This is a genomic window from Nonomuraea sp. NPDC050680 (assembly GCF_040654555.1).
In the GTDB taxonomy this organism is placed as follows: Bacteria; Actinomycetota; Actinomycetes; order Streptosporangiales; family Streptosporangiaceae; genus Nonomuraea.
Genome location: NZ_JBFAIF010000004.1, coordinates 796,114 through 809,744 on the forward strand (window position 1 = coordinate 796,114; position 13,631 = coordinate 809,744).

At 69.6% G+C, this 13,631-nt stretch carries 16 protein-coding genes; 8 read left to right on the top strand and 8 right to left on the bottom strand.

Annotated elements, in window-relative coordinates:
* Nucleotides 1-64 precede the first annotated feature (64 nt).
* Entirely contained in the window at nt 65-352 is a 288-nt protein-coding gene (locus AB0H88_RS19275) for a hypothetical protein (protein WP_357646146.1), read from the top strand.
* 70 nt (nt 353-422) lie between these two features.
* On the opposite strand, the gene AB0H88_RS19280 is transcribed toward AB0H88_RS19275, so the two are convergent.
* The gene (locus AB0H88_RS19280) at nt 423-980 is read right to left on the bottom strand and encodes a TetR/AcrR family transcriptional regulator (protein WP_357646147.1); all 558 of its coding nucleotides are present in this window, start codon (nt 978-980) and stop codon (nt 423-425) included.
* A gap of 75 nt (nt 981-1,055) precedes the next feature.
* Here AB0H88_RS19280 and AB0H88_RS19285 point away from each other — a divergent pair, with 75 nt between their 5' ends.
* Together AB0H88_RS19285 and AB0H88_RS19290 are read left to right on the top strand one after the other, a co-directional pair.
* Nucleotides 1,056-1,682 (top strand): NAD(P)H-dependent oxidoreductase, encoded by a 627-nt coding sequence (locus AB0H88_RS19285; protein ID WP_357646149.1) that lies wholly within the window; start codon nt 1,056-1,058, stop codon nt 1,680-1,682.
* Entirely contained in the window at nt 1,679-1,993 is a 315-nt protein-coding gene (locus tag AB0H88_RS19290; RefSeq protein WP_357646151.1) for a multidrug efflux SMR transporter, read from the top strand. The genes AB0H88_RS19285 and AB0H88_RS19290 overlap by 4 nt, the downstream gene beginning before the upstream one ends.
* A 113-nt stretch (nt 1,994-2,106) precedes the next feature.
* Here the strand turns inward: AB0H88_RS19290 and AB0H88_RS19295 are convergent, their stop codons facing one another.
* From AB0H88_RS19295 to AB0H88_RS19315, 5 genes are all read right to left on the bottom strand, one after another.
* On the bottom strand, nt 2,107-2,673 hold the full coding sequence (locus tag AB0H88_RS19295) for a GNAT family N-acetyltransferase (protein WP_357646153.1): 567 nt from the start codon (nt 2,671-2,673) through the stop codon (nt 2,107-2,109).
* Between the two features lie 20 nt (nt 2,674-2,693).
* Nucleotides 2,694-3,317, bottom strand: a complete 624-nt coding sequence (locus tag AB0H88_RS19300; RefSeq protein WP_357646155.1) for a response regulator transcription factor — start codon at nt 3,315-3,317, stop codon at nt 2,694-2,696.
* A gap of 182 nt (nt 3,318-3,499) precedes the next feature.
* Nucleotides 3,500-4,537 (bottom strand): histidine kinase, encoded by a 1,038-nt coding sequence (locus tag AB0H88_RS19305; protein ID WP_357646157.1) that lies wholly within the window; start codon nt 4,535-4,537, stop codon nt 3,500-3,502.
* Nucleotides 4,538-4,606: 69 nt separating this feature from the next.
* On the bottom strand, nt 4,607-5,269 hold the full coding sequence (locus AB0H88_RS19310; protein WP_357646159.1) for a histidine phosphatase family protein: 663 nt from the start codon (nt 5,267-5,269) through the stop codon (nt 4,607-4,609).
* 134 nt (nt 5,270-5,403) lie between these two features.
* Complete coding sequence (locus AB0H88_RS19315) at nt 5,404-6,630, bottom strand: PEP/pyruvate-binding domain-containing protein (RefSeq protein WP_357646161.1); 1,227 nt, start codon at nt 6,628-6,630, stop codon at nt 5,404-5,406.
* Here AB0H88_RS19315 and AB0H88_RS19320 point away from each other — a divergent pair.
* From AB0H88_RS19320 to AB0H88_RS19330, 3 genes are all read left to right on the top strand, one after another.
* Nucleotides 6,614-7,084, top strand: coding sequence for a DNA-binding protein (locus AB0H88_RS19320; RefSeq protein WP_357646163.1), 471 nt, complete (start codon nt 6,614-6,616; stop codon nt 7,082-7,084). The genes AB0H88_RS19315 and AB0H88_RS19320 overlap by 17 nt on opposite strands.
* Nucleotides 7,081-7,716 (top strand): transcriptional regulator, encoded by a 636-nt coding sequence (locus AB0H88_RS19325; protein ID WP_357646165.1) that lies wholly within the window; start codon nt 7,081-7,083, stop codon nt 7,714-7,716. The genes AB0H88_RS19320 and AB0H88_RS19325 overlap by 4 nt, the downstream gene beginning before the upstream one ends.
* A 281-nt stretch (nt 7,717-7,997) precedes the next feature.
* Nucleotides 7,998-9,008: a hypothetical protein gene (locus AB0H88_RS19330; RefSeq protein WP_357646167.1), complete on the top strand. Its 1,011-nt coding sequence runs from the start codon at nt 7,998-8,000 to the stop codon at nt 9,006-9,008.
* A gap of 92 nt (nt 9,009-9,100) precedes the next feature.
* On the opposite strand, the gene AB0H88_RS19335 is transcribed toward AB0H88_RS19330, so the two are convergent.
* Both AB0H88_RS19335 and AB0H88_RS19340 read right to left on the bottom strand, forming a co-directional pair.
* Nucleotides 9,101-10,018 carry an adenosine kinase gene (locus AB0H88_RS19335; protein WP_357646169.1) on the bottom strand — a complete coding sequence of 306 codons (918 nt, stop codon included), beginning with the start codon at nt 10,016-10,018 and terminating at the stop codon, nt 9,101-9,103.
* Nucleotides 10,019-10,052: 34 nt separating this feature from the next.
* Nucleotides 10,053-11,078, bottom strand: coding sequence for a LacI family DNA-binding transcriptional regulator (locus AB0H88_RS19340; RefSeq protein WP_357646170.1), 1,026 nt, complete (start codon nt 11,076-11,078; stop codon nt 10,053-10,055).
* A 352-nt stretch (nt 11,079-11,430) separates the two neighbouring features.
* On the opposite strand from AB0H88_RS19340, the gene AB0H88_RS19345 reads away from it, so the two are divergent.
* Both AB0H88_RS19345 and AB0H88_RS19350 read left to right on the top strand, forming a co-directional pair.
* The gene (locus tag AB0H88_RS19345; protein WP_357646172.1) at nt 11,431-12,711 is read left to right on the top strand and encodes an ATP-binding cassette domain-containing protein; all 1,281 of its coding nucleotides are present in this window, start codon (nt 11,431-11,433) and stop codon (nt 12,709-12,711) included.
* 257 nt (nt 12,712-12,968) lie between these two features.
* The gene (locus AB0H88_RS19350) at nt 12,969-13,592 is read left to right on the top strand and encodes an NAD(P)H-dependent oxidoreductase (protein ID WP_357646174.1); all 624 of its coding nucleotides are present in this window, start codon (nt 12,969-12,971) and stop codon (nt 13,590-13,592) included.
* Nucleotides 13,593-13,631 lie beyond the last annotated feature (39 nt).

A 13,631-nucleotide genomic window follows, 5' to 3' on the forward strand; every position in this document is an offset into this window, starting at 1 on the left:
CCGGCGCGAGTCCAACATGATCAGCGATGGCAGACACAGACATGATCATGAAGGCAACGGCCGAGTGCCAGGCGTACCTGGAGTCGGCGGGCGGCCAGGACTGGCCCCGCCCGATCCCAATGCCTCCTGCGGCCTGGAGCCGGAGTTCGTCCCCTCCGAGGAGGTCGCCCTGACAACACTGCGGCGCCTGTTCCCGTGGGCTCCCGGGGAGACCGAGGCGTGGAAGACCCTGCTGTGGGCCAACGGCCGGGCCGACCTGCCCGGCCAGGAACGTCAGACAGGCTGGCGGCGGCACTGCGCACCGCCGTCGGAGTGGGACGGGACCAACCCGCGGAGGGCGGGAAGCCGTTGACGGGATACTCCGCACCGATGTCTGGCACCGTCCGTGGCCATCATCACTGGTCGTCATCACTCAGAGATCGTCAAGGCCCTGGGCCCAGGGTCTTCGTGAGCCTGGTCAGCGCTTCGGTGATCTGCTCGGGAGTGAGGCCGAGCACCGCACGCTGATAGCCGTACACCTCGGGAGCCAAAGGCGCGAGCAGGACGTCGACCAATGCGTCCGGGCCTGGCACCCCCGCGGCGACCACGAGCACGCGCACGTGGGCGCGCCAGAAGCCGTACGCGCCGGTCTCGAAGCGCGAGCGGCCCACTTCCGAGCCGAGCACAAGGTGCCGGTGGCCCTCCAGCAGCCGCACCATGGCCGCGTAGAAGGCGGCCAGCCGCTCGGCGGCCGGCGCGCCCGGACCCAGGGGCGGCTCGCCGCGCAGCAGCCGCTCCTGCAGCTCCCGCTCATGCTCGTCGAGCAGCGCGACGGCGATCGAGGCCCGGTCCGGGTAGCGGCGGTAGAGCGTGCCCCGGCCCACCCCGGCCTTCTTCGCGATGTCGTCCATCGTCACGTCCTGCGGCGCCTTCTCGGCGAAGAGCAGGGCGGCCGCCTCCAGGATCCTGGCGCGGTTGCGCGCGGCGTCGGCTCTCTCCATGCCCGGCATTGTATCTGGACGCAGCGTCCGGTTATATTGAACCGGACAGCGTGTCCACATAGCTGAGGAGAGATCATGCTGCTGCATCTGGACGCCAGCGCCCGCCGGGCTTCCTTCTCGCGGAGGCTGTCGAGTGTGTACGCCAAGACCTGGCGAGCAGCCCACCCACAGGCCCGGTACGTCTACCGCGACCTGGCCGTGCAACCCGTGCCGCACATCGGCGAGGCATGGACGGAACTGTGCGACCACATCCTGGAACACGAGATCACCGACATCTCGCGCTATCGGGAGGCGGTCCGCAGCCCCGCCCAGCACCAGGCGTGGGACGTCGTGGAGCCGCTGCTCGACGAGGTGGTCGCCGCCGAGGTGATCCTCATCGGCACGCCGATGTACAACTACTCGATCCCCTCGGCGCTGAAAGCCCGGCTCGACCAGATCACCTTTCCCAAGATGTCGCTCGAAGGCCGCTCGTTCGTGGTGACCAGCGCGCGCGGCGGCGCGTACGGCCCCGGTACGCCCCGCGAGCCGTACGACCACCAGGAGCGCTACCTGCGTGACTTCTTCAAGGGCCACTTCCGGGTCGAGGACGTGACGTTCATCCACGCGGAGCTGGTCAACGCCCGCCTCGACCCGGCGCTGGCGCACCTGCGCGACCGGCACGAGGAATCACTGGCCGCGGCGCTCAAGGAGGCGGCCCGATGAACTGGCTGATCCTGGCCCTGGCCGGGCTCGTCGAGATCGCGTGGTCGCAGAGCATCAAGCCGACGCAGAACTTCACCCGTCCGCTGCCGACGCTGGTGTGTCTGGTGCTGATGGCCGCCGCCGTCTGGCTGCTGTCGCGGGCCATGAACACGCTGCCGGTCGGTACCGCGTACGCCGTCTTCACCGGCATCGGCGCCGTCGGCGCGATCGGCTTGGGCGTCGTGCTCAACGACGACCCCGTCTCGGTGGGGAGGATGGCAGCGCTCGGCCTGATTGTCGGCGGGATAGTGCTGGCCCGAGTCACCACCTGAACCACGAACGCCAGGCCGCCATGCGGCTCGGTCCGCCGTACAAGACGACCGTCCCATGCTCGCTGATGCCCCACCGCAGGACGCTGCCGAGGTCGCCTGCTCTCAGGAAGGGATCAACTCGTTTGCCGAGAGGCCACGGCTCCGGTCATCTCGATGGTGATGGCCCAGCGTTCGTGGTCTCTCCAGGCCCCGTCGATGAACTGGAAATTGGCCGAGTAGCCCTCCCGTTGAAAGCCGAGACGCTTGACCAGGTTCAACGAGGGCGTGTTGGCCGGTTGAATGTTCGCCTCCAAGCGGTGCAACCCCAACTCGCCGAAGGCGAACTGGATGATCAGGCCCAGCCCTTCGGTCATGTATCCGCGGCCGGTCGTGGACGCGTAGGCGGCATAGCCCAGGGTTCCGCTCTGGTTCGTTCCCCGGACGATGTTGTTGACGTTGACCCGGCCGGCGATCGCACCGGTGTCCCGCAGACAGATGACGAAGCCTTCATGAAGGGGCTGCTCGAACCGCGTGAGGTAGCTCTCGAACGCCTCGCGGGTGGTGATGGGCCGGCCGGGCATCCAGGGGCGATGCATCTCGGCGCTTTCCCGGACCAGGGCCGTATATTCCTCGTAGTCCTGGAGGGAGATACGACGGATGGCCACACGTGGCCCCTGGGCAAGGTAGGTCGCAGAAGACATCCGTGAGATCTTACGCAGGCTCAGGCGATCCCCGAGTTCCAAGCCCAGGCCGCGATCCCGACCCGGTTGGCCGCTCCCACCTTGCGCTGGATGTTGGCCACATGCGTCTTCGCCGTGCCGGTGCTGATGAACAACTCGGCGGCGATCTCCCCGTTCGTACGCCCATGCGCGACCAGCCGCGCGATCTCCATCTCTCGCTCCGTAAGCGGTTCCCCCAGCGGCTCCGGCCGGGAGTCGCGAAGGTGGCGCAACAGCCGTACGGTGACCTGCGGACTGATGAGCGTGTCCCCGGCCATGGCGGCGCGGATGGCCTCGACGAGCAGCGTCGGCCCCGACCGTTTCAGCAGAAATCCGCAAGCACCGTTGCGTAGTGCCGTGTGCACGTAGTCATCGAGGTCGAACGTGGTCACCACGATCACCCGCGTCTCCTGCGCGAGCACCCTGGTGACCTCAAGCCCGTCGAGCTTGGGCATGCGGATGTCGGCCAGAACGACGTCAGGCTTGAGATGCCGGGCGAGCCCCACCGCCGCCTGCCCGTCGGCCGCCTCCCCCACGACCGTCATGTCAGGCTGCGAGTCGAGGATGAGCCGGAACCCGATCCGTACGTCATCCTGATCGTCCGCGACAAGAATCCGAGTCGTCACGCCACCGCCCCCACCGGTCGGGTGCCAGCACACCACCCACCCATCGCACGCATGTCCCCTCATCTTCCAGCCGGACGCACGTCACCCCAGTTTTCCACGCATGTCACGCTTCACGCGTACCGCGCCTTCCGACTGCGTGCTCTCACAGCACGCCCAGGACGTTCTCGTGAGCTCGGACGGGGTCAGACGGGGACGGTCGCCGTGACACGCCAGCCCGTGCCGTGCGGACCCGCTGAGAGGGAGCCGCCGACCGTCCCGAGCACCTCGGCGAGTCCCGCCAGGCCGAAGCCGCCCCTTCGGCCGAGACCGGCGAAGCGACCGCCGCCTGAACGATCGCCGCGATCGCCGGCCTCCGCCTGGCCGCCGCTGCCGCCATCGTCGTGCACCTGGATGTGGATCATGTTCCCCTCCCTCGTCACCGCGATGTCGACAGTGCTCGCCCGCGGCGCGTGCCTGCGTACGTTGGTCAACGCCTCCGTCACCACCCGGTAGACGGTTGCCGACGCCTCGCGGGAGATCTGCTCCGCCTCAACGGCGAGATTCACTTGGACGGTCGGCGAGAAACCGTCTGCCAGGTCCCGCAGACCGTCGATGCCGGGTGCGGGGCCTCTGGCAGGCTCGTTGAGCATGTGGACCGTACGGTCGAGCGAGGTCAGAGCCCGCTGGCCGCCCTCCTCGATGCGCCGCAGGGCATCCTCGATCCGCGGCGGCAGCTCTGGTGCGAGCCGGGCGGCCTGGGCCTGTACGAGCATGCCGCTGACATCGTGCGCCACGAAATCGTGCAGGTCACGCGCCAGAGCGAGCCGCTGATCCCGTACGGCCTGCGCCACCGCCCGACGCCGGTTGCCGTCGAGCGAACGCAGGTAGAGCCCGGCCGCGGCGACCCCGATCGCCCCCAGCGACCAGCCCGCGCAACCGGCCAGTATCAGCGAGGGCGGGCCGGGCCAGACCATTCTCAGCAAGATGGTCGAAACCGCGAGACCGGGCACGAGGGCTGCGAGAGGCGCGCGGCGGGCCGCGAGCATCGTCAGGGCGAGCAGGGCCGGCACCTCGATCAGCAGCCAGAACGTGGCGTCGCCTCGGGTGCCGGTCAGCGGGTGGTAGGCGGTGATCGCCAGGGAGACCGCTCCCCCACCCACGGCCGAGTACACAGGAGGGACGCGCGGCCTGAACGCCACCACCAGCGCGCACAGCTGGACCACCGCACCGACGAGGTTCACGATGTCGACCCTAGGGCGCCTCCGCCGGTGGCACGTAGCGAGGGAGCGCGTAGAACAGCAGGAGCCGCCTCACGGCCTGATGCCTTCGGGGAACCCGGTCCAGCGCAGGCCGGCCGGGAGGTGGCTCATGTCGTTGAACATCACGATCGTGGGCGGCAGGCCGTTGCGATACTCGATGACCGTCAGTGCGGTGTTGGCGCTGTTCAGCCCGAGCCACCGGGATGGCGGCGCGTCCAGTGCGTGCCGCACCAGCCACGCGATCGGATAGGCGTGCGTCACCAGGACCTCGTGTGTGTCACGCTGCGTCCCTTTCGTGGTCGCCTCGGGGGCCTTCGTGGTAGTTGCCTCGGGGGCTTTCGTGGTAGTTGTCTCAGGGGCCTTCGCGAACCGGGCGACCAGGGCCTCGGCCAGCCTCTGGCCCGGGGCCGCCTCGGCGTCGTCGTAACCGTCGAAGAAGCCGGCCCAGGACGGGGGTGTTTCGGCCGCGTTGGGAACGTAGGGCACGTGGTCGACGAGTTCGGCGGCCTCGGCCACGGGCACGTTCGGCAGGTGCCGGGCGAGTTCGTGCGCGCTCGCTACCGCGCGTGGTAGCGGAGAGTGCCACACGGCGTCGACCGGTAGGCCGGCGAGCCGTTCGCCCAGCAGGCTCGCCTGCTGGTGCCCGATGCCGGTGAGCTTCCCGAACGCGTCGGCCGCGCCGTGGCGTGCCAGGTAGAGGTGTCGCGTTGTCATGGGTCGTCAGGAACGCGGGGTCCGTGCGGGCCCGCTTCCCATCTCCTTCGATGGCGATTCGTGGGTGTGGGTTCGGCGGCGGGATGCTTGGGCGGGGTCGGCTCTTGGCCTGATAGGGACCGACCAGTGATCAGTCAGGCGTGTTCCGCTGCGACGGTGCCGGTGGTGCCGTCCAGGGTGATGACGGTGTCGTCGCGGAGCGCGCTCGTCGCGTTCAGGACGCCGAGGACGGCGGGGATGGCATGCTCGCGAGCGACGATCGCGGCGTGGGAGAGCACGCCTCCGGTCTCGGTGATGACGCCGGCGGCGATGCGCAGCAGCGGCGTCCAAGCGGGGTCGGTGAAGGGGCAGACAAGGATGTCGCCTGGTCGCACGCGCGCGAAGTCGCCGGGACCGCGGACGATTCTCACGGTGCCGGTCACGGTCCCGTGGCTGCCCGGTGTTCCGGCGAGTGTGGCGGCTGGGGTGTCCGAGGCGCTGGAAGGCGATGCCGGCGGTGGGGGTGCGGCGGTGACCGGCCGTGCTTGCAGAACCCAGATGCGGCCGTCGACGATCGCCCACTCGATGTCCTGTGGTCCACCGCGTACGGCGGCGATCTCTTCGCCCAGCTTGGCAAGCTGCGTGGCGGTCGCGTCGTCGATCGTCGGTTGGTCGCGGGCATGGGCGGGCACGTCGCGAATGACGAGCCGCGTGCCGTGCCGGTCGAGGCGGGTCCGTTTGTCCGCGACGGTACGTGTGACCGACCCGTCCTCGGCGACGCGGTAGGCGTCAGGGGTGACCGTGCCTCCGACGACGCTGGGGCCGAGCCCCCAGGACGCCTCGATCTGGGTCGCATCGCTCGAGTCCGCCGGTGTGAACATGACCCCGGACACCTCGGCATCCAGATGGCGTTGGACGAGGACGGCCATCGCAAGATCGTCGGACGGCTGGTCGTCACGCCGGTAGTCGATGGCACGGGGAGAGAACAACGAGGCCCAGCAGGCACGTACGGCATCGGCGACCTCGCTGACTCCGCGCACGGCGAGAAAGCTCTCGTGCTGACCGGCCGCCGAGGCCTGACCGGTGTCCTCGCTCGCCGCCGACGATCTGACCGCCACGGGCGGATCGCCGAGCTCGTCGAGTGCGCGGCGCAGCGCGTCGACCACGGTGGCGCGAACCTGGCTGGACTCGATCACCTGCCGCGCCGCGTCAGGGTCGCCGGCGACCCTGACAAGGTCCAGGTCGCGGGCAGCGGCGAGGTACGCGGCGTACGAGACGACGAAGCCGTCGGGAACCGGCAGACCCGCGCGGAGCAACGCCCCGAGCGCGCCGGCCTTCCCCCCGCAGGTATCGGCGGCAGCCTCTATGAGGGGTACGATCATCCACCTCACCCTTCAACACATTGTTGACAACGTTCTGTTGATTGTGCAGGATAAGCGCATGCCACGCAAGCAGGACATCGCTCACAGCATGCAGACTGATCATGTCCAGGCCCACCGCGAACAGGACGCACGCGAGCGTCTTATGGGCTTGGGCGCGAATCAGCTCGACGCCCGTCCGTGGCGACCTCCACCCACCCCGCCGTCGGCGGTCGACCTCGTGCAGTTCGCCGTCTGGCGCAGCGCCGACTTGGACCCGGAGGGCATCCTGAGCGCGCTCGCCCTCCTGCCCGCCGCGCGCGCCGAGGTCGAAGGACTCGAAAGCGGCCTGCTGTTCACGGCCCGGAGCGCAGGACTGACCTGGGCACAGATGGCGCAGGCGATGGGGTTCAACTCCCCGCAGGCGTGCCAGCAGCATTACACCCGCCTGGCAGGACGATCGGACGCCGACTCATGACGCGGGACTCCGCGACCGACCTCCTGGTCCTGCACGCCGTACGCATCAGCGGGTTCGCGGACACCCCGGTGATCGCTCATCGGTACGGGCTCGACGCGGCCGAGACGAAAGAGTTACTGCTCGACGCCGAGGCACGTGGGTGGGTTGGGCACACCGCCTTCGCCGGCACCGGAGGTTGGTCGTTGACCGACGCGGGCCGAGCCGAGAACGAGCGCCGGCTCGCGGCCGAGCTCGCCCGCGTCGGCGGTGCCGACGAGGTCCGTGATGTCTACCGCGAATTCCTCCCGCTGAACGCCCTCCTGCTCCAAGCCTGCACCGACTGGCAACTCCGGCCCAACGCCGGCGATCGGCTCGCCGTCAACGACCATTCCGATGCCGCCTGGGACGCCAGAATCCTCTACGATCTCGGCGGCATCGACCGCGCGCTCCTACCACTCGCGGACCGGCTGGGGGGTGTCCTCACCCGGTTCCGCGGATACGACACACGATTCGCCACAGCCCTGGCGCGTGCCCTGGCCGGGGAGGGCGCCTGGGTCGACCGCACCGACGTCGACTCCTGCCACCGTGTCTGGTTCGAGCTCCACGAAGACCTCATCGCCACGCTCGGCCTCGACCGCCACGCGGAACCCTGACGTGTCGCCGGTGTCTCACGGTAGTGTGAGCGCCGCTCCTTTTGGCCCGTGCCCACGGAGATCAACCAGGACGGACGCGCACAGGAGGCATGGTGGGTCTGCGACTGGCAGCTGTCACCCTGGCGATGGTGGCATCGGCCGGATGTTCGGTCGTCTCGGTTGACGGCCGCGAGCCCGGCCCGAGGGATCGCGTCGCCTCCAGGCCCAGCCCGAGGGATCGCGTCACATCCAGCCCCAGCTCCAGTACCCCGGTCGCGACGCGCCCCAAGGGTCGCTGGCGGGTGGTCTACCGGCAGAAGGGGCTGGACTACGGTGCCGAGTTCCTGGACATCGCGGCCACGGGCGAGGCCGACGCGTGGGCGGTCGGTGAGCGGACCTTCGGCACCGACGGGCACGAGGCGTTGCTGGTCCACTGGGATGGCGGGCGCTGGCGACGGCTGGCGAAGGAGCTGCCGAAGCAGGCCCGACACGTCACGCTCAGCAAAGTGGACGCCTCTGACCCCGGCAACGTGTGGGTGATCGCCGAGGACAAGGAGGGCGGTGAATCCGGGCTGCTGCACTTCGACGGGCGGCGCTGGTCGTTCATCCCCGATCCGGTGGTCACGTCCGAGGGGGATACCGCGAGTCCGTCAGAGGTGGTCGCGCTGGGTGGGGGGCAGGCGTGGGCCCTGGGTGACGGGTGGGCGCGGCACTTCGACGGGCAGCGCTGGACCAGCCAGGCGATCCCCATCGCGACGTACGCCGCCGTCGCCGTGTCGCCGCAGGACATCTGGGCGGTCGGCGAGGTGGACCCGCTACCGGACGACGGCTACGTGCAGTCGGAGCCCGCCGTCGCGCACTTCGACGGCCGCGCCTGGCAGCGCGTGCCACTGCCCGCACCCTCGGAGCCCGCACGCTCGGAGCCCGCGCCGGCGCCGCCCGGCTCAGTCGACTCGCGGTTCTCAGCGGTGCTGGCCGTGGCCGCCGACGATGTGTGGGCTGTGGGCGGCTACGAGACGTCGGACGGCGCGTTCCGCCCTCTGTCCTACCGGTGGAACGGCACGGCCTGGCGGGCGGTCACCATCGAGGGCGGGCGGTTGACCGGGATCGCCCGCGACGGTGAGGGTGTGGTGTGGGTCGCCTCCCGACGGTCCGTCTCCGAGGACGCGAAAGACGCCTACCGGCTGCTGGCCGAAGCGGGCGGGCGGTGGTCGCGGGTCACGCCTCCCGCGCCGGTGACCGCGATGACCGCGCTCCCCGGCGGGCAGCCGCTGTGGGCGATCGGCCAGGACGCGATCACGGAGTTCCGCTAGGGCTCGGCTCCTTCGCGGCTCAGCAGGGGTGGGCTCGACGATCGCGTTACGGCCGATCGCGCGGCTCAGCAGGAGTGGGCTCGATGATCGCGTTACGGCCGTTCGCGCGGCTCAGCGGGAGTGGGGTCGGCGGTCGCGTCCTGGTCGATCGCCCGGCTGAGCAGGGTGGGCTCGGTGATCGGGGATTCGTGGGTGCCGAGGACCGTGCAGGCGTGCGCTCCGGCCGTGGCGCCGAGCCGTACACACTGCTCCAGAGGTAGTCCGCGCAGCGTGCCGTACAGGAAGCCAGAGACGAACGCGTCGCCCGCGCCGTTGCTGTCGGCGACCGGCCCGGGCAGGGGGGCGGCCGGGAAGGCGCGCAGCGGCGTGTCGCGGGTGAGGACCAGGCAGCCGTCGGCGCCGCGCGTGCAGACGACCGTGTGGGCGCGGCCGCGTTCGATGATGGCGGCCATGGTGGTGGCCGGGTCGGCGAGCGCGGCGGCCGAGAGGAAGACGAGGTCGGAGCGGTAGGCGAAGTCCTGGTGGTAATCGTCGACGCCGTTCCAGTCGTGCAGGTCCGTCGATACGGGCATGTCCAGGTCCGGGTACACGTGGCGGCAGAAGTCGGTGATCGACACGTGCGCGTGCCGCGCGCGGACGCCCTTGTAGAGGTGGCTCGGGAGCCGCTCGCCGGGCGTGGCCCTGGGGTCGAACAGTGAGGTGCGGCGGCCGTCCGGACCGACCAGCAGGACGCTGCGCCGGGTGCCCGCCCGCGCCGGCGCCCAGGTGAAGTCGAGGCCGCGCAGCGCGTGGCGGATCAGCGCGCCCTGCGGGTCGTCGCCGATCAGGTCGGCGAACGTGACGTCGAGCCCGAGCGCCGCGCAGCCGAGCGCGACACCGGCACCGGTGTTGCCGATCCGGTCGATGACGGGCGGCACGGAGTAGGTGTCCTCGTACGGGAGGGGCAGCGCGGGCACGTACACGGTGGTGTCCACCCCGGCGCCGCCGAGAACCAGAACATCGCGCATCATCGGCTCTGCGCCGAATAGGGCGGGCGTATCCCGGTCATCGGTTCACCAGCGGGCCGGAGCCCGTGGAGCCGCGGACGACCAGCTCGGGCTGGAAGACGAGCTCGACGTGCTTGGCGGGTGCCCCGTTGACCTCTTCGAGCAGGGTCTGCACCGCGGCCGTGGCCATCGCGCCGATCGGCTTGCGTACGGTGGTCAGCGGCGGATCCGTGAACGCGATCAGCGGCGAGTCGTCGAAGCCGACCACCGACACCTCGCCCGGCACGGCCAACCCCTTCTCGCGGCAGGCCCGGATCGCCCCCAGCGCCATCAGGTCGCTCGCGCACACGATGCCGGTGCAGCCGCGCGACAGGAGCTGCATGGCCGCCGCCTGCCCGCCCTCGACGGAGAACAGCGAGTGCGCGATCAGCTCGTCGACGGCGCTCGTGCCGAGGAGCTGGGCCATGGCCTGGCGGTAGCCCTCGATCTTCCTGATCACGGGGACGAACCTGCGCGGCCCCAGCGCCAGCCCGATCCGCTCGTGTCCGAGGTCCACGAGATGCTGTACGGCCAGCCGCGCGGCGAGCCGGTCGTCGGGCGAGATGAACGGCGCGTCGATGTGCTCGCTGTAGCCGTCGACCAGCACGATCGGCAGCCCGCGGTCGGTGAGCCTGGTGTAACGGTCCATCCGCGCGGTGGTGTCGGCGTGCAGCCCCGACACGAACACGATGCCGCTCACCCCACGGTCCACCAGCAGTTCGGTGAACTCGTCCTCGGGCGCGCCGCCCGGCAACTGCGTGCAGAGCACGGGCGTGTAGCCGTGCTGGGTCAGCGCCTTCTCGATGGACTGGGCGAAGGCCGGGAAGATCGGATTGTCCAGCTCGGGGGTCACCAGGCCGACGAGCCCGTTGCTGCGCTGCCGCAGCCGGGGCGGTCGTTCGTAGCCCATGAGGTCGAGCGCGGTCATCACGGCCTGGCGGGTGGCGACGGAGACGCCCGGCTTGCCGTTGAGCACCCGGCTGACCGTGGCCTCGCTCACCCCGGCCTGGGCGGCGATGTCGGCGAGGCGCGCGTGACCGGTCATGCGCGCCACTGTACTTTCCATCGGGCCGCCGGATGTGACGTGCGCGAGACGTCGGAGGCGGCGAAGCCGCGCCTGTACACGGAGTACGTCACAGCCTCGCGCCACCCCCTGATCATGCTCCGCAGCCCCTAAGACGGTCCCGACAATGAAAGCTCTTGCCGCAATTTCCCGCAAGCCCTTTCAAGTCACGATTTTTCCGGATGTTTCCGCCATCGGATGCCCAAAACCCCTAGCCGAAACGAATCGGACAGAGATCTTTTATGACAAGGGTGGACATCTAACGTTAAGTCGCGATGTACTACCCCTTCAATCAGCCCCGTCACAGGTGACACGTGCGCAAGGTGTTGGGCCCATGAGCTCGGTCGTTCTCGACAAAGTGACCAAGGTGTACCCGGGTGACTACCTGGCGGTAGACCGACTGAGCCTGAAGGCCGAAAATGGCGAGTTCCTCGTTCTGCTCGGCCCCTCGGGCTGTGGCAAGTCCACACTGCTCCGGATGATCGCGGGCCTCGAGGAGATCACCGAGGGCGACCTCTGGCTGGACGGCCAGCTGGCCAACCATCTGGCGCCGCGTGACCGCGACGTCGCCATGGTGTTCCAGAACGGCGCCCTCTACCCGCACAGGACCGTACGCGGCAACATCGCCTTCCCCCTGGAGATCGCCAAGTCGGACCCGGCACTGGTACGCGAGCGCGTCACCGAGCTGTCCAAGGCGCTGCACATCGACGACACGCTGGAGCGCCGTCCGGGCACCTTATCCGGCGGCCAGCGCCAGCGCGTCGCGATGGGACGGGCGATCGTCCGCCAGCCCAAGCTGTTCCTCATGGACGAGCCGCTGTCCAACCTCGACGCCGGCATGCGCACCGAGCTGCGCATGGAGATCTCCGCCCTGGTCAGATCGCTGAACGTCACCACCATCTACGTGACGCACGACCAGGTCGAGGCGCTCACGCTGGCCGACCGGATCGCCATCCTCAACCGTGGCGTGCTGCAGGACGTCGGCACTCCGGCGCAGATCTACAACGACCCGGCGACGGCGTTCGTGGCGGCCTTCCTCAACTCCCAGCAGCTGAACCTCCTGGCCGCGACTGTGCGCACACCGCAGAACCAGTACGTCATGCTCGACTTCGGCCCGCACCGGCTGACGCTCCCGTGGAGCGATCCCCGCGCCTATGCCATCTCCCAGCACGCCGGCGGCCAGGTGCTGGTCGGCCTGCGTCCCGACGGCCTGGCGCCGGTGCCCGAGTCGTACGAGGGGCCGTCGTTCTTCGGCCGGGTGCGGGCACTGGAGTACCACGGCCACGAGTGGCTGGCCTACATCGAGTGCGGCGTACCGGCCGTACCGGTGCCCGAGCCGCCGGACCGACGCGTCCAGGTCAACGGTCGCAAGGCCGGCTCCGCCGGACTCGGCGGGCTGGTCCGCCGGATGTTCTCCCACCGCGAGGAGCGGGAGGAACAGGAAAAAGTAGGGCAGAACGTCGGCAGCGGCACCCACCGGCGCTCCGACATCATCGTCCGCCTGGGCGGCCGCCCGGTCTGGCGGGCCGGCGAGCCCGCCAAGGTGGCCATCGACCAGGGCCGCCTGATGATCTTCACCCCGGACGGCGCCCGCATCGACCCACCCCGCCGCTGACCGGAGTCCGTCCGCGCGCGAGTTCCTACGCACTGCCACACCCTGTGCTCTGGTGCGGCGCTCTCCCCTACTACGACCCCCATCTTGTACGGCAAGCATGGGCCAGCCCCAAACGCCGTACGTGGCGAAGGGCCTCCAGGGAGACGGCCGCTGATCCCGCACGTGGCCGGGCGCCGATACGACCCGCTATTGACCAAACGGACCACGGTCCGTATTGTCCTCTCCATAAGCGGACCACAGTCCGGAAGGGGACAATCATGAGCCGTTTGCTGCACGTATCCGCCTCCCCAAGAGGAGCGGAGTCGATCTCGCTCGCCATCGCCTCGACCTTTGCCGAGGAGTACCTCACCACGCATCCCGGAGGGCGGGTTGACCACTTCGATCTGTGGGATGGGAGTCTGCCGGAGTTCGGCCCCGCCGCGGCGAAGGCCAAGATGACCGTGTTCGGAGGGGGCGTCCCCGTAGGAGAGGAGGCCGTGGCCTGGGAGGCGGCCGTGCGGATGTTCGAGCGGTTCGATGCCTATGATCGGTATCTGTTCAGCGTGCCGATGTGGAACATGGGCGTGCCGTACAAACTCAAGCAGTTCATCGACGTGGTCAGCCAGCCGGGCATGGTGTTCGGAGTGGACCCGGAGACCGGCTACCGGCATCTGATGAGCGGGAAGCGGGCCGCCGTCGTCTACACCAGCGCGGTCTGGGGGCCGGGGGTCGGGGCGGAGTTCGGGAGTGACTTCCAGTCGACGTTCTTCGACGGGTGGTTGCGCTGGGCCGGCATCGACGATGTTCAGGAGATCCGCCATCATCCGACCTTGACCGGGTCCTATGAGGACGCGCGGAAGCAGGCCGACGAGCGGGCCCGCGAGGTCGCCAGGCGCTTCTAGCGAATCCGCCGAGGCTCGCCCCCAATCGAGCCAATAAGA

Coding starts and splice junctions, on each gene's coding strand:
- AB0H88_RS19280 (WP_357646147.1), bottom strand. CDS start 980: ATGGAGAGAGCCGACGCCGCGCGCAACCGCGCCAGGATCCTGGAGGCG.
- AB0H88_RS19285 (WP_357646149.1), top strand. CDS start 1,056: ATGCTGCTGCATCTGGACGCCAGCGCCCGCCGGGCTTCCTTCTCGCGG.
- AB0H88_RS19290 (WP_357646151.1), top strand. CDS start 1,679: ATGAACTGGCTGATCCTGGCCCTGGCCGGGCTCGTCGAGATCGCGTGG.
- AB0H88_RS19295 (WP_357646153.1), bottom strand. CDS start 2,673: ATGTCTTCTGCGACCTACCTTGCCCAGGGGCCACGTGTGGCCATCCGT.
- AB0H88_RS19310 (WP_357646159.1), bottom strand. CDS start 5,269: ATGACAACGCGACACCTCTACCTGGCACGCCACGGCGCGGCCGACGCG.
- AB0H88_RS19320 (WP_357646163.1), top strand. CDS start 6,614: ATGAGGGGTACGATCATCCACCTCACCCTTCAACACATTGTTGACAAC.
- AB0H88_RS19315 (WP_357646161.1), bottom strand. CDS start 6,630: ATGATCGTACCCCTCATAGAGGCTGCCGCCGATACCTGCGGGGGGAAG.
- AB0H88_RS19325 (WP_357646165.1), top strand. CDS start 7,081: ATGACGCGGGACTCCGCGACCGACCTCCTGGTCCTGCACGCCGTACGC.
- AB0H88_RS19335 (WP_357646169.1), bottom strand. CDS start 10,018: ATGATGCGCGATGTTCTGGTTCTCGGCGGCGCCGGGGTGGACACCACC.
- AB0H88_RS19340 (WP_357646170.1), bottom strand. CDS start 11,078: ATGACCGGTCACGCGCGCCTCGCCGACATCGCCGCCCAGGCCGGGGTG.
- AB0H88_RS19345 (WP_357646172.1), top strand. CDS start 11,431: ATGAGCTCGGTCGTTCTCGACAAAGTGACCAAGGTGTACCCGGGTGAC.
- AB0H88_RS19350 (WP_357646174.1), top strand. CDS start 12,969: ATGAGCCGTTTGCTGCACGTATCCGCCTCCCCAAGAGGAGCGGAGTCG.